This window comes from Sinorhizobium sp. KGO-5, assembly GCF_036245905.1.
GTDB lineage: Bacteria > Pseudomonadota > Alphaproteobacteria > Rhizobiales > Rhizobiaceae > Sinorhizobium > Sinorhizobium meliloti_A.
This window is the reverse complement of sequence record NZ_BDIZ01000005.1, coordinates 1-14,940: the sequence shown is the minus strand read 5'-3', so window position 1 is coordinate 14,940 and position 14,940 is coordinate 1. Positions and strand designations below refer to the sequence as shown.

Here is a 14,940-nt window from a genome sequence, read left to right as displayed (position 1 = left end):
TCCCGATCCTGCGATGAGGCCCTGATTGCGGTAGACTGTCGCTGTCGCCGTGGCACCGTTGCCAAGCCGCTGAAAATATGGACTGTGGCGGCGACATCGAATCGGCGGTTTTCAGCAGGGAAATCCGCGAACGGAAGTGCATTCCCATGGAAAGACCGCAACTGCCACAGGGCCTGCCGGCCGACATCGAAGACAAGAAAGCAGCGGCGAAGGCTTGGTTCGAAAGCCTCCGCGACACGATCTGCGCCGCCTTCGAGGCGATCGAGGACGATTTGACAGGTCCGCTGTCGGATCGTCCGGCAGGCCGTTTCCTCGCCAAGGACTGGCTGCGCGAGGAAGGTGCCGGTGGCGGCGGTCGCATGTCCATGATGGAAGGGCGCGTCTTCGAGAAAGTGGGGGTTCACACCTCCACCGTCTTCGGCGAGTTCTCGCCGGAGTTCCGCGACCAAATTCCCGGCGCGAGCGAAGATCCGCGCTTCTGGGCATCCGGCATTTCGCTGATCGCCCACCCGGTCAACCCCAATGTCCCTGCCGTGCACATGAACACGCGCATGGTCGTGACCACCAGCAATTGGTTCGGCGGCGGTGCGGACCTCACGCCGGTCCTGGACCGCCGGCGCATCATGACCGATCCGGATACCGTCCTTTTTCATCGTGCCATGGAGATCGCCTGCAATAGGCACCCCGTCGCCGATCATGCAAAATTCAAGCAGTGGTGCGACGAGTATTTCTACCTGAAACACCGGAACGAACCGCGCGGCACCGGCGGGATCTTCTACGACTGGCTGCGCTCTGCGGAGGAGCTCGGCGGTTGGGACGCGGATTTCGCGTTCACGCGCGATGTCGGCAAAGCCTTCGCACTCGTCTATCCGAGAATCGTCCGGACGAATTTCCACAAGCCCTGGACCGAACAGGATAGAAACGAGCAGCTCGTGCGCCGCGGCCGGTACGTCGAGTTCAACCTGCTTTACGACCGCGGCACGATCTTCGGTCTCAGGACGGGTGGCAATGTGGAGTCGATCCTCTCCTCCCTGCCCCCACTCGTACGCTGGCCGTGAATCGCAGCTTATTCGACCATCGTTGAGGCGGCGAACAAATGCGCCGCGTCGGCGTTTCCCTCTCCAGGAGAGAAGGAGCGACGCATGGTCTTCAAGAAAAGGACATTCTTCGGCGATGACCCCGAGAGGCTGCCTGCCGAAGATCCCGCCGAACTCGAGCGCCGGGTCGCTCATTGTCTTGCGGTCGCGCCGGGCCTCGACGCCATAGAGGTCACGGTGACGGGCTCGGGCAGTACGATCCTGCTCGCCGGTACGGTGGCGACCGAAGAGGAGATCGCCCGCGCCGAGGAGGCGGCCCTATCGGTCGAAGGCGTCGCCGAAGTCGTCAATCGCATCGAACGCGCGAAGGCGGGGCGCGGGTGAGCGGCCCCTCACCTGCACAAATGCGGCTGATCTCAGATCAGAAATAATCATCAGAGAGACGGCTTCCCTCAGATGGAGCTGAGCGTCCAGCCGACGATGTCGGCCGCGACCCTGGCGAAAGCGGCGTCGAGTGCGGTGACGAAGGCGGGATTGCCGGCGCCACGCACGGGCACGACGGCGCGGAAGGCCTGCTGTTTGCGGACGGTACCGTTCCGGTCGTCCAGTAGCTTGGCGAATATCTCGACGACCGCCGTTGCCGGTCCATCGGTGGATATTTCGAAGGCTCTGAGCTCGGTTATCAATTGATAATCGATGGCGAGCCCTTGGCCGGGTTTACCGACGCGAATCCTGCCGGTGTTATCGAATGTCTGGACGAGCCTGTCCTGCACCATACGCGGCAGACTGTCTCCCCATTGGGCCCTGGCGAGGTATTGCAGTTCCGACCTCGAAAGACGAACGACGATCTGGTCGCTGCCCAGCGTCTTCAGCGCCGTCGGTTCAGGCACGAGAAGCTGGCGGTTCGTAGCTCCCGGACGCTCCACCGCAGGAACGGACGCCAGACTGAACGTGTCGTTGGCCGCCTGGCGCGAGCCGCACCCCGCCAGCATCGCCGCCAATGCAAGAACCACCGCAGACCGGGCCCCTCTCGCGCCACGAAAACCTACCAGACCCGGAAAACCCATACGCCAAATATCCCCTAGCAACGCGGCGCCGTTCAGCTTCCCGCCCTCAACGCAACCTGCCCGCGACCGTCGATAAACGAATCACCGACGCGTGCGGCCATCATATTGCTTAACCGTTTCGCCGCCGAACAGAAGCCGCTGCGGATTTTTATCGAACTCGGAAATCGTATTCTGCAGGCTTTGAACCGTGCGACGCGTGTCGCCGACGAGCGCCTCGACGTCCCGCAGTCCCGAATTGGAGAAACGCTTGAGATTTTCGGCTATAGGGCCCAGTTGCGCATTCAGGTTCTCCGCCACCCGCCGAAAGGACTCGAGCGTTTCGCGTGCCTGCGCAGAAAGCGACGGAGCGTCCGCGTCGCCGAGGAAGCCGTCGATCTTCACCAGGATGCTGTCGACCCGGTTCGATGCCGCATTCAGCTTGTTGGACATTTGCGTGAAATCGGTGATCGTCTGATCGATGTCCCCCTGCCGGGCGGAAATCTTTTCGGCAAAGTCCGAAACCTGCGCGGCGATCTTGCGGGCGTCCGCACTCGCGGCCGTGATATCGTTGACGACCAGCCCGACCTTCTGCGCGTCGACGGCAGCCACCAGTGTATCGACCCGCTTCAACGTCTGTTGCGCGCTCTTGCCGAACTGATCGTAGGTTTCCACCGTGCGCCGGAATCCGGCGATCGCTTCCGATACCCCGCCTGAAGCATCCTTCAGATTGTTGCTCACCTGCTCGGCATTGCTGACGATGTTGTCTATCTTCTTCGGGTCGACCGACTTGATCAGCCTGTCCGCGCTCGCAAGCGTATCATCGAGCTTCTTCGATGCAGCATTGACGGAGCCGGACAGTTGTTCGACGCTTTTCAGGAACTGGTCGATCGCACCGGAATTGTCCGCCAACGCCTTGGAAAAGCGCTCCGCGTTGCCGATGGTGGCCGTCAGCGGGCCACGCACGTCGGTGACGAAGCTCTGGATATCCGTGATCGCCGAATTCGCGCGGTCGAGGATCTGGTCCGCGGTCGCCAGCAGGCTGGTGACGCTCGACTGATCGGCAAGGATGTGCGCCTGGGTGCCGTTTTCCAGCGCGGTCTTGAGGATATTCTCGTCCCCCTTGCGACCGCCGCTGAGCTCGATATAGGCCGCTCCCGTCAGCCCCTGCACCTCGAGCGTCGCCGTTGTGGATTTCATGACCGGCGCATCGGCCGAGACTTCGGTGATCGCAATCGAATAGCGAGGATCATTGGCATCGATCGCAAGATTGCGCACGCTGCCGACGTTGATGCCGTTGAAGCGCACCGGTGAGCCCACCGACAGACCGTTGGCCGATCCGGGAATGTTGACGACGAGTTCGACCATCTGGCCGGTTCGGCCATATTGCGACATCCAATAGACGAAGCCGAAGGCCGCGGCGATGACCAGGACGGTGAAGAAGCCGACAATGGCATAATTCGCTTTAGTTTCCATCGGCATTACCTACCTTTGCGGTCCTTGCCGCCTGTTCATGTATTCTGCGAGCAGGCTTGCTGTAGCTCCCCCGCCTCCCGCATTCTCGTCTCAATCCTGCTCGCGCACGATCGCCCTTGCGCGCTTGCCCCGGAAATAAGACTTCACCCAGGGCTCGTCACAGGCGAGCATATCCTCGATGGTGCCTTCGACGAGAACGCGCTTGTTGCCGAGCACCGCGATCCGGTCACAGACCGAAAACAGGCTGTCCAGATCGTGCGTCACCATATACACGGTCAATCCAAGCGTGTCCCGCAGCTTGGCGATCAACTCGTCGAACTCCGCGGCCCCGATCGGATCGAGTCCGGATGTCGGCTCATCGAGAAAGACGAGATCGGGATCGAGCGCAAGCGCGCGCGCAAGCGCCGCGCGCTTGATCATGCCGCCGGAAAGCTCCGAGGGGTATTTCTCCGCGGCCTCCGGTGCGAGGCCGACCAGTTCGATTTTCAGGCGCGCGAGTTCGTCCATCAGGTCCTGCGGCAGATCCAGATATTCGCGCATCGGCACCTGGATGTTCTCACGCACCGTCAGGGCCGAGAAAAGCGCGCCGTGCTGGAACAGCACTCCGAGGCGCATATCGAGTGCGATGCGCTCGGCCTCGCCCATTTTGTCGTAGTCGGCGCCTAGAATTTCGATCGTGCCGGAACGCTTGGGCAGAAGCCGAAGGACCGTGCGCATCAGTACGGACTTCCCGGTACCCGAGGCGCCGACGAAGCCGAGGATTTCACCACGCAGCACTTCGAGATTGAGATTGTCGAGAACCACATGGTCTCCGAAGCCGACGGTCAGATCGCGCACGGAGAGAACCGCCTCTCGCTTCTCCCCCGCATCCGCTTGCTTTTCGATGACCGCTTGAACCATGTTCGCCTACCTCAGAAATCGATTGCCGCGTAGAACATGGCGAACAATCCGTCGATCAGAATCACGACGAATATCGATTTGACGACGGAGGAGGTCACACGCCGCCCGAGCGACTCGGCGCTGCCGCCGACCTTCAGTCCCTCGACTGCGGCAACGACGCCGATGATCAAGGCCATGAAGGGGGCCTTGATCATACCGGCCGCGACCGAGGAGAAATCGACAGCTTCCTGCAGCCGCGCCAAAAAGGTCGGGATCGTGATGTCGGAATAGGCCCATGCCACCATGGCGGCGCCGGCAAGGGCGGCGAAGTTCGCAATGATCGTCAGGAGCGGCAAGACAATCGTCAGCGCCACGAGACGCGGAAAGACGAGAACGCCGACCGGACTCAAGCCCATGACCTTGAGCGCGTCGACCTCTTCGCGCATCTTCATGGAGCCGATCTCGGCGGTAATCGCGCTGCCCGACCGACCGGCGATCATGATTGCGGTCAGCAACACGCCGATCTCGCGCAATTGCAGGATGCCGACGAGATCGACGACGAAAATTTCCGCTCCGAAAGAGCGGAGCTGGAACGCTCCCTGTTGCGCGATGATGGCGCCGATCAGGAACGACATCAGGGTGATGATGGGCGTCGCCATGACGCCCATGCGGTCGATCTGATGGACGATCGCAGCAGGCGAGACGCCCGCGTGACGCCCGAGCTTCATCTGCGCACCGCGTACCGCAGACCCCAGGATGTACATGGCCGCGACCGTGTCGGTCCAGATGGAGACCGTCAGCTCACCCACGGGCGTAAACAGCCGCTGAAAAAGCGGCATCCTGGTCCCACTCTCTTCCGGGCTGCGCAGTTGCTTCGGCAGTGCGCGGACCAGTTCGGCATAACGCTCGCCGCCCGTGAACCGAACGTCGTCGGCTGTCCCGTGCATGAAGCGGCGAATGATCCATGCACCGGCCGTGTCCATCGCGGTGATGCCGGAGAAGTCAAACTCGCTCTGCCCATCGGAGGGCTTTTCAAGCCGCTTCAGCTTGGCGGCCATCTCCTCCGCGGTCTCGTGCCGCCAGTCGCCGCTGAACACATAGCGCCGACCGTTTCCGGCGGCGCCCTCATCGACGACGACGTCGGCAGCGGTCTCTGTTTGGGCACGCGTCACGTGATATCGGTCTTTCAGTTCGTTCTCCGCATAGTCTCTTAAACCAGAATCGATTTGATGACAAAATCATGCGGGAATTCAAAGTCGTACAGTGCCCTTGGTGCGACAGAAATGACACAATGGGCCGGAAGCTTCGCGAAAGTCCGCCGTCCGCGGTCCGGAGCGTATGAAGTCAAGGGGTCCCTATGCCGATTTCTCTTACAGCCACCGTTGAACACTTCCCGATCGCCGGGGCTTTCACCATTTCGCGTGGCTCGAAAACCACGGCAAGCGTCGTCACCTGCCGCGTCACCGACGGCGAGCTATCGGGTTGGGGCGAGTGCGTTCCCTATGCGCGCTACGGCGAATCGGTCGAGTCGGTGCTGAGCGCCATCGAGACCGTACGACAGCTCATCGAAGAGGGTATGACACGCACGGACCTGCAGAAGGCGATGAAGGCCGGCGCCGCTCGAAACGCGGTCGACTGCGCCCTATGGGATCTCGAGGCAAAGCGCAGTGGAAGCTCCGCTGCGGCGCTCGCCGGAATAGCCGGCCCGACGCCTTTGACCACCGCCTACACCTTATCGCTCGGCGAACCGGATCAGATGAGGGCCCAGGCCGAGAAACACGCCCATCGGGCGGTTCTCAAGGTGAAAGTCGGAACGGAAGACGACACGGCGCGCATTCGCGCCGTCAGGAGCGGCGCGCCGGCGAGCCGCATCATTCTCGACGCCAATGAGGGATGGACGGCAGCCAACCTTACGGCCCATTTCACCGCCTGCGCCGAGAACGGCATCAGCCTCATCGAACAGCCGCTGCCGGCCGGCCGCGACGAGATACTCGCCTCCCTGCCCCGCCCCGTACCCGTCTGCGCCGACGAAAGCGTGCATGCCACGGAGGACCTCGAAAGGCTCGTCGGCCGCTACGATGCGGTCAACATCAAACTCGACAAGACCGGAGGGCTGACCGAGGCCCTGCGCATGCGCGCCGCGGCCGAAGCCCTCGGCCTGAAGATCATGGTCGGCTGCATGGTCGGCAGTTCGCTCGCCATGGCGCCGGCGGTGCTTGTCGCGCAGGGCGCCGATTTCGTGGATCTCGACGGACCGCTGCTGCTCTCGAACGACCGCACGCCGGGCCTTCGCTACGAGGCCTCGCTCGTCTTTCCGCCGGAGGCCAGCCTCTGGGGCTGAAGATACCAGCCGAGGAAAGTGAAAAGGCAGCCGGAAAGCGCGACCACCGACATGGAGTAGAAGCCGTCGACGCCGAACCAGGCGTAGAAATAGCCCGACAGAAAGGTGAAGATCGCCGTGAAGATGCCGGTGTAGAAGAAATAAAGCCCCTGCGCCGACGCCTCCTGCTCCTCCGCGACACGCTCGACCAGCTTGTGCTGCATGCCCGTATGCATGATCGCATAGGTGAAGGCGTGGAAGCACTGCAGAACGAAATAGCCCGAGAAGCCGAGGTCCATCGGAAAAATCAGCCAGCGCACGACCGCGAGCAGGCAGCCGGAGAAAATCATCGTCCAGACGCTGAACCGGCGGACGATCGCCCTGGCAAGGAAGAACATCAGCACTTCCGCTGCGACGCCGGCACTCCAGAGAATACCGATCTGCGTGCCGCTGTAGCCGATATGCTGCCAGTAGATGGCAGAGAAGGCGAAGAGCATCGCATGGCTGCTGTTGACCAGCGTCACGCCGACCAAAAGCAGTTGCAGGTCCGCCTGGCGCAGCGATTGCGGCGGCGGCTCGGTGATCGCGGTAATCGGTGATGGCCTGCGTGGACGGCCGACACGCGGCGCGGCCACCGCCAACAGTATGGTGAGCGCGAAGCCTGCCGCCATTGCGGGCAGGACCATCTGCCCGCCGACGACTCCGATCAGCCAGCCACCCAGCATCGTCGCCCCGATAAAGGCGACCGATCCCCAGACACGCATCTGCGCATAGTCGAATCCCCAGCGCCGCACGCCCGAAAGTGCTATCGCCTCAACGATCGGCACATAGGGCGAATAAACCGCCGATTGCAGCGTGTAGATGACGAGCACCGGCCAGAAGCTCTGCGCATAGAAAAGAACGATTGCCCCGGCGAAGGACAGGATGCCCGACCAGATCAGGACGATCGCCCGCTCGCCGATGCGGTCTGCGAGAACGCCCGCCAGCGGTGCGGTGATCACCCGGACGAACATCGGAACTGCAAGCACTATGCCGATTTCGAAGTCGCTGAGCGACAGGCTGCTCAGCCAGACCGGAAAGTACGGCATTGCGAAACCGTTGACGATCAGCGGCGCTGAGAAGAGAAGCGCGATGCGGAGTGCGAAATGGCGCGGCGGGGGCCCCGCGACGAATGCGGGAGCAGATGACGGAATCATGGAGGGACCTGATGGCTGTGGGCCACCATTAACACAACCGCGCGTGTGTTTGCCATCGGCTCGTCGTCACCGCGGACGCTTGTCCACCGGAACGATAGTCAGACCCTTCCGCGGCTTTCTCTTGCCCCGCAAATCACTCAGGCGGCCTGCGGTGCAAGCCGCCTGACGGGCATTGTCTCGGCCTCGCCGGCTCGCTGCCCAGCGGCGTTGTCGCCGCGCATCTGGTGCCAGGTGATGAGCTCCATCGTGCCGTCGTGATGCTCGGCGATTGCCGTGCAGCTCTCCACCCAATCGCCCGTGTTGATGTACCTGATGCCGTCGATGTCTTCGATGACCGCATGATGGATGTGGCCGCAGATCACCCCTTGCGCGTCGTGACGACGGGCTTCCTCGGTGACGACTTTCTGGAACTCGCCGATGAAGTTCACCGCGTGTTTGACCTGCAGCTTGGCCCAGGAGGAAAACGACCAGTAAGGCATGTCGAGACGACGACGTATGGCCGCAAGGCCAATATTGATGGCGATTGCCATGTCGTAGGCCCAGTCGCCGAGATAGGCGAGAACGCGTGCGTTGCGCACGACGACGTCGAACTCGTCCCCGTGCAGCACGAGATAGCTCCGCCCGTCCGCACCCTTGTGGAGATAGCGTTGCGCCACTTCGATACCGCCGAAATGAACGCCCGGAAACTCCCGGAGGAATTCGTCGTGATTACCGGGGATGTAGATGATGCGCGTGCCTTTTCGTGCCTTGCGCAGAAGCTTCTGGACCACGTCGTTGCACGATTGCGGCCAATACCAGCTGCGTTTGAGACGCCAGCCGTCCACGATATCGCCGACCAGAATGATCGTCTCCGCCTCATGGTGCCGCAGGAAATCCAGAAGAAAGTCCGTCTTGGCCGCTTTCGAGCCCAGATGAACATCGGAAATGAAAAGCGTCCGCAGTTTCAGAACGGAATTCTGTTGGTATGCCGATGCCGCCGCCATGCCAGCCTCATCCTGGTTTAGCCGTTTCACGACCGTCAAAATCAGACTCGTGTTTCAGGAAGATGACATGGGACACGGAGCACGCAGCAAGCGCCGCGTAACCATGGCTGGAAAGAACCGCGTCGAAACTGTACCTGCCGGGCGATTCATGCCAAAAGGCACGACATCGATCAGCACCGGACGTGAACGCGATTTCCTGAACCGCGCTCTCGGGTCCCACGCAAGAATTCAAGGAATGCAAAGGCATGAACACGGGCGATAAAGCGAAATCCCAGGCCGTTCCCGCCAGCGGAGACATCGATCAGCAGGCACTCTTCTTCCATCGCTATCCTCGCCCCGGCAAGCTCGAGATTCAGCCGACCAAGCCACTCGGGAATCAGCGCGACCTGGCGCTCGCCTATTCGCCGGGGGTCGCCGCACCTTGCCTCGCGATCAAGGACAATCCCGAGACCGCCGCCGATTTCACCGCCCGCGCCAATCTCGTCGCCGTGGTATCCAACGGCACAGCCGTTCTCGGCCTTGGCAATATCGGTCCCCTCGCCTCCAAACCCGTGATGGAAGGGAAGGCCGTTCTCTTCAAGAAGTTCGCGGGGATCGACGTCTTCGACATCGAGATCGACGCACCGACGGTCGATCGGATGGTCGACGTCATCTCGGCGCTGGAGCCGACCTTCGGCGGCATCAATCTCGAGGACATCAAAGCTCCCGAATGTTTCGAGGTGGAGCGGCGTCTGCGCGAGAAAATGGAAATACCGGTCTTCCACGACGACCAGCACGGGACCGCGATCATCGTCGCTGCCGCCGTCCTGAACGGCCTGGAACTTGCCGGCAAGGACATTGCCGAGGCCAAGATCGTAGCCTCGGGTGCCGGGGCGGCGGCGCTCGCCTGTCTCAACCTCCTCGTCACGCTGGGCGCCAAGCGGGAAAACATCTGGGTCCACGACATCGAAGGTCTCGTCTACAAGGGGCGCGAGGCCCTGATGGACGAGTGGAAAGCCGTCTATGCGCAGGAGAGCGACAATCGTGTGCTCGCCGACAGCATCGGCGGAGCCGACGTGTTTCTGGGGCTCTCGGCCGCCGGCGTTCTCAAGCCTGAACTGTTGGCCCGGATGGCCGAAAAGCCACTGATCATGGCGCTGGCCAATCCTACGCCGGAGATCATGCCCGAAGTGGCCCGCGCCGCGCGCCCCGATGCCATGATCTGCACCGGACGCTCGGATTTTCCGAACCAGGTCAACAATGTCCTCTGTTTCCCGCATATCTTCCGTGGCGCGCTCGATTGCGGCGCACGCACCATCAACGAAGAGATGAAGATGGCGGCCGTGCGCGCTATAGCAGGCCTTGCCCGCGAGGAGCCGTCGGATGTCGCCGCGCGCGCCTATTCCGGCGAAACGCCCGTCTTCGGCCCCGATTACCTGATCCCTTCGCCTTTCGATCAGCGGCTGATCCTGCGGATTGCGCCGGCCGTGGCAAAGGCTGCAGCCGAAAGCGGCGTCGCCACGCGTCCGATCCAGGACTTCGACGCCTATCTCGACAAGCTCAACCGTTTCGTCTTCCGCTCCGGCTTCATTATGAAACCGGTCTTTGCTGCGGCGAAGAATGCGACGAAGAACCGCGTCATCTTCGCCGAGGGCGAAGATGAGCGGGTGCTGCGGGCCGCCCAGGTTCTGCTGGAGGAAGGCACAGCCAAGCCGATCCTGATCGGCCGCCCGCAAATCATCGAGACCCGACTGCGGCGCTACGGCCTCAGAATCCGCCCCGACGTCGATTTCGAGGTCGTCAATCCCGAGGGCGACCCGCGCTATCGCGACTATGTCGATGATTATTTCGCCCTCGTCGGGCGGCTCGGCGTCATTCCCGAGGCGGCCCGCACGATCGTGCGCACGAATACGACGGTCATCGGTGCGCTCGCCGTCAAGCGCGGCGAGGCAGACGCGCTGATCTGCGGGGTTGAGGGACGCTACAGCAAGCATTTGCGCGATGTATCGCAGATCATCGGCAAGCGTCCGGGCGTACTCGACTTCTCGGCGCTCAGCCTCCTGATCTCACAACGCGGCGCGACTTTCTTTACCGATACCTATGTGAGCTTCAGCCCGAGCGCGGAGGAGATCGCTCAGACGACGGTAATGGCTGCAAACGAAATCCGCCGCTTCGGCATCACGCCACGTGCCGCCCTCGTCTCCCATTCGAACTTCGGCTCGCGCGATTCCGAGAGCGCTTTCAAGATGCGCACCGCACTGCAGCTCGTGCGCGAGCTAGCCCCCGATCTGGAGGTGGACGGAGAAATGCATGGCGATTCCGCCATCTCCGAGGTCCTGCGCCAACGCGTGATGCCGGACAGCACGCTGAACGGCGAAGCGAATCTGCTCGTCTTCCCCAATCTCGACGCCGCCAATATCACGCTCGGCGTGGTCAAAACCATGACGGACAGCCTGCATGTCGGTCCGATCCTTCTGGGCTCGGCGCTGCCGGCGCATATCCTGTCGCCGTCCGTTACCTCGCGCGGCGTCGTCAATATGGCGGCGCTGGCCGTCGTCGAGTCGAGCCATCCCGTCTGAGGGATGGCGCGCCTCCTCATTGGCGATGGAGGGCAAAAAAACGCTGCTTCCAGGGGAACCGACGCGGCCGCGCTAGCGATATTAGGCAACTCAACTTATGATTGTATAGACCGGATTACTGCACCGTTTATGAAATATTGCACTAGACAAAACCGGCCGCCGTAAACCATGTTTATTATAGGGGCAAGTTTCGGTGTTACGGCATGACTAATCAACAAGCTGTCCTCAATTTGCTGGATATCGTGGAATATGGAGGTTGCGCCGACCCCGAGCGCTTCTTCGCCCTGATGCGTCGAACCTTCAACATCTCGCATCTCCTGTATCTGGAGGCGGAGTCGCTTCCGGATGGTCTGAGAATCTGCCGCCTGCATCACACTTTCGGCGCCTACGCCGCTGAAATCTACGCCGCCAGGGAGCTTTACAGGATCGACCCGATCCTCAAGCTTGCGCTAGGCGGTGTCAGGCCCGTGGAATGGGCGACAGCGCGGCGCCGCTTTCCGGAATGCGAGCCCCTCTTCGAGGCGGCCGAGGAGATCGGGCTTTCCACCGAAGGCGTCGCCTTGCCGCTCCCCTCGCCTGCAGGCCGCATGGCGCTCCTCGCAATCGGTGCCAATATGTCGCCGGTCGAGTGGTCCGCCTATCGCCGTTGCCATCTGCGCGATTTCCAGCTCGCTGCCAACCTGTTCCACGCCTCCATGCTCGAACATTCGGCCATGGCCGGGGCGCTCGACGAGCGCGATCTCCGCCTGACCGGGCGGGAAACCGAAGTGCTCACCTGGTCGGCGGCCGGCAAGAGCTACTGGGAGATTGCAACTATTCTCGGGATATCCGAGCGAACCGTGCGTTTCTTCATGACCAATGCCCGCCGCAAACTCAATGTAGTGTCCAACACGCAAGCCGTAGCGCACGCTGTTCGACACGCTCTTATCCCCACCATCTGACGGGTTGCCGGCCCGGGACAGGACCGGCCACTCGCAGTTTCCCCCACAAATCTATTGGGAAAAAACAAGGAAATAAACTGTCACTATAGACAGTTACATATGTCATCCGAGCCTGACAGCATCGCTACATCGCGTAATCACGCATGGAGCGAAAAATGATCAGGATAGTGAACGGAAACGGTCGCAGCCAGCATCCCCAGGCCATCGACGAGATGTTCCGGCTGCGTAAGCGCGTATTCCACGACTTCTTGAAGTGGGACGTCAAGACCGAAGGGGACTGGGAAATCGACCACTACGACAAGGCCAATCCGCTCTATGTCATGTCGTACTCGCCCGACACTGGCAAGATTCGTGGCTCTCTCAGGCTCCTTCCGACGCTCGGTCCGAATATGCTGGACGATACGTTCCCGATCCTGCTCGGGGACAATCCGGAAATCCGCAGCGCGTCGGTGTGGGAATCGAGCCGCTTCTGCATCGATCCCGAAATTTCCCAGGATCGCGCATCGAACCAGGTCACCATCGCCGCGGCCGAACTGATGTGCGGTGTGGGCGAAATGAGCCTTGCCTCGGGCATCAGCCATATCGTCACGGTCACCGACGTTTTCCTGGAGCGAATGTTCCGCCGCATGGGTTGCCCGGGGGAGCGCATAGCCGACCCGCACAGGATCGGCTCCGTCCATGCGGTCGCCATTGCCTGGGAGGTAAGCAGGAACCTGCTCGAAACGATGAAGGCGGTGGCCTCCATCGAGGGTACCGTCCTCGATCGCCCGATGTCGCTCGAAACGGCACGCGCCGCCTGACCCGATATTCCGGGCCGTGCAGGCGCACGGCCCACTGCTTTCCATACAAGGGCATCGCAAATTAACGCAGATGCCCTCTTCCCGTTGCACCATCTCGACAAGGTCCTATGATGAGGCGGTAAGGCGGACACATCGGCAACTGTCCGCTGCAAGGCAGGAAGAAGCACGTGTCCGCGTCCCCGAAGGTGGCATCCAAGATCCGGCGCATCGCGGCGGTTCTCGTACCGCTCGCGTTGGCGACAACCGGTCCGGCTGCGGCATCCGGCGTTTGCGAACGGCTGAGCGCCCGCCTCGCCGGCCTTCCCACAGGTTTCACGACGAATGCCAGCCTGCGCGATTTCACAGGTGCGGTCTCCCGCCAGAACATCGAGTTGCGACGCGCCAAGAACGATCGCCGCCGAATGGAATGCAGCAGCGACAGCGTCGTCATTATCGGCGGCGATGACGAGGCGGCTTGCGCCGAACTCGACGGCACGATCGCGCGGATGGAGGAAAATCTGCGGCAACTCAAGGCGCAGCGCAGGCATCTGATCGGCGGTGGCGACGACGACGTTCGGCGGCGCATCCTCGCCGCAATGGAACTCAACGGCTGCTCGGGGGTGCGCGAGGCCTGGGATACCGGAAGCGCCGGAGGCGAGTTTGCGAACGCCGCCGCCCGGGAAACGGAGGTTCACCGGAACATCCTGAGGGACCTGCCGCCGGACAGCGATGCCTATCCGCTACTACTCGACGCCCCCGGATCAGAGCTTCCGCTCATGGAGCCCGATTTCGCCGGCAGCCTCAGAACCATGTGCGTGCGAACATGCGATGGCGCCTTCTTTCCCATCTCCTCGCATGCCACGCCGGCGGACTTCGGTCGCGACGCCGATCTCTGCCGCGCGCGCTGCCCGGGTGCGGAGACGGAGCTCTACTACCATGTGCTCGCAACGGAAGAAGCGGACCGGATGGTTTCGGCAACGACCGGCCGACCCTACACCGACCTCCCAACGGCCTTTGCCTACCGGGCGCGCGGTGTCGGCTCACCGGGCATCTGTGGCTGCGGAATTCCGGATTCCGCAACGGATGCCAACAGGCAAAAGACAGGCTCTGCCGGAAAGCTCACCGCCGTCAGCCCATCGGTCATTACCATCGGCAGCGAGAGAAAGGCGCCGCCCAAGCCGATAGAAGAGCGGCCCTACGACCCGACCAAAAACAAGGTCCGCATCGTCGGTCCGACTTTCCTTCCGCAGGAAGAGAGCGCGATCGACCTCAAGCATCCGCTTGGGCCGCGATACCAGCCGCTGCAGGACAATTGACAGGCGCCGGCGAGCATTCTGCGAGAATCACGCATATTCTTGATCTAGAGCCCGTTAAGCAGCGACCTTTGCGCGTCCGGTAAGATGCGCGGCTGTGGGAAACTTTTCGGAGGACTGCAATCTCTCCACCCTCATCCTGTGCTCGTCACAGGGATCCAGCAGCGTCGCGTCTGCGGCGCGGGAAGCGTTCTTTCAGCCCTAGGACTTGGTCTGGCTGGATTCCTGTGACGAGCACAGGAATGAGGGACCGGGGATGTGCGGCTACTACATCGAAGCGAAGCGGGACGCTGTATACGGGCGTGACCCGGGACCTGTCGTGTCGCCTCGCTATCTTCACGGTTTATGAAGCGCGCCGAGGGACCGCACTCTCTCCTCACCTCATCCCTGTGCTCGTCACAGGGATCCAGCAGCG

General features: G+C 62.0%; 13 protein-coding genes. 7 read left to right on the top strand and 6 right to left on the bottom strand.

Features of this window, described 5'->3' with window-relative positions:
- Nucleotides 1-146: 146 nt before the first annotated feature.
- Nucleotides 147-1,058 carry an oxygen-dependent coproporphyrinogen oxidase gene (gene hemF, locus BHD07_RS20570; protein ID WP_275597833.1) on the top strand — a complete coding sequence of 304 codons (912 nt, stop codon included), beginning with the start codon at nt 147-149 and terminating at the stop codon, nt 1,056-1,058.
- Between the two features lie 84 nt (nt 1,059-1,142).
- Complete coding sequence (locus BHD07_RS20565) at nt 1,143-1,421, top strand: BON domain-containing protein (RefSeq protein ID WP_100673112.1); 279 nt, start codon at nt 1,143-1,145, stop codon at nt 1,419-1,421.
- A 68-nt stretch (nt 1,422-1,489) separates the two neighbouring features.
- Here the strand turns inward: BHD07_RS20565 and BHD07_RS20560 are convergent, their stop codons facing one another.
- From BHD07_RS20560 to BHD07_RS20545, 4 genes are all read right to left on the bottom strand, one after another.
- The gene (locus BHD07_RS20560; RefSeq protein ID WP_100673111.1) at nt 1,490-2,104 is read right to left on the bottom strand and encodes an ABC-type transport auxiliary lipoprotein family protein; all 615 of its coding nucleotides are present in this window, start codon (nt 2,102-2,104) and stop codon (nt 1,490-1,492) included.
- An 81-nt stretch (nt 2,105-2,185) separates the two neighbouring features.
- Complete coding sequence (locus BHD07_RS20555; protein ID WP_164867046.1) at nt 2,186-3,556, bottom strand: MlaD family protein; 1,371 nt, start codon at nt 3,554-3,556, stop codon at nt 2,186-2,188.
- Nucleotides 3,557-3,646: 90 nt separating this feature from the next.
- On the bottom strand, nt 3,647-4,456 hold the full coding sequence (locus BHD07_RS20550) for an ABC transporter ATP-binding protein (RefSeq protein ID WP_100673109.1): 810 nt from the start codon (nt 4,454-4,456) through the stop codon (nt 3,647-3,649).
- A gap of 11 nt (nt 4,457-4,467) precedes the next feature.
- Complete coding sequence (locus BHD07_RS20545; RefSeq protein ID WP_100673108.1) at nt 4,468-5,607, bottom strand: ABC transporter permease; 1,140 nt, start codon at nt 5,605-5,607, stop codon at nt 4,468-4,470.
- Between the two features lie 185 nt (nt 5,608-5,792).
- Here BHD07_RS20545 and dgcA point away from each other — a divergent pair, with 185 nt between their 5' ends.
- On the top strand, nt 5,793-6,776 hold the full coding sequence (gene dgcA / locus BHD07_RS20540) for an N-acetyl-D-Glu racemase DgcA (RefSeq protein WP_338282893.1): 984 nt from the start codon (nt 5,793-5,795) through the stop codon (nt 6,774-6,776).
- Here the strand turns inward: dgcA and BHD07_RS20535 are convergent.
- Nucleotides 6,728-7,951: an MFS transporter gene (locus BHD07_RS20535; protein WP_100673106.1), complete on the bottom strand. Its 1,224-nt coding sequence runs from the start codon at nt 7,949-7,951 to the stop codon at nt 6,728-6,730. The genes dgcA and BHD07_RS20535 overlap by 49 nt on opposite strands.
- Nucleotides 7,952-8,088: 137 nt before the next feature.
- A complete protein-coding gene (locus tag BHD07_RS20530) occupies nt 8,089-8,934 on the bottom strand; it encodes a UDP-2,3-diacylglucosamine diphosphatase (RefSeq protein ID WP_338282892.1) in 846 nt (281 codons plus the stop codon).
- Between the two features lie 245 nt (nt 8,935-9,179).
- Between BHD07_RS20530 and BHD07_RS20525 the strand changes: the two genes are divergently transcribed.
- The 4 genes from BHD07_RS20525 (at nt 9,180) to BHD07_RS20510 (ending at nt 14,528) form a co-directional block, all read left to right on the top strand.
- Nucleotides 9,180-11,492 (top strand): NADP-dependent malic enzyme, encoded by a 2,313-nt coding sequence (locus BHD07_RS20525; protein WP_100673238.1) that lies wholly within the window; start codon nt 9,180-9,182, stop codon nt 11,490-11,492.
- Nucleotides 11,493-11,695: 203 nt separating this feature from the next.
- Complete coding sequence (locus tag BHD07_RS20520; protein ID WP_018095134.1) at nt 11,696-12,433, top strand: helix-turn-helix transcriptional regulator; 738 nt, start codon at nt 11,696-11,698, stop codon at nt 12,431-12,433.
- 155 nt (nt 12,434-12,588) lie between these two features.
- Entirely contained in the window at nt 12,589-13,233 is a 645-nt protein-coding gene (locus BHD07_RS20515) for an acyl-homoserine-lactone synthase (protein WP_003534106.1), read from the top strand.
- A 167-nt stretch (nt 13,234-13,400) separates the two neighbouring features.
- Nucleotides 13,401-14,528 carry a DUF2865 domain-containing protein gene (locus BHD07_RS20510; protein ID WP_338282889.1) on the top strand — a complete coding sequence of 376 codons (1,128 nt, stop codon included), beginning with the start codon at nt 13,401-13,403 and terminating at the stop codon, nt 14,526-14,528.
- Nucleotides 14,529-14,940: the final 412 nt, after the last annotated feature.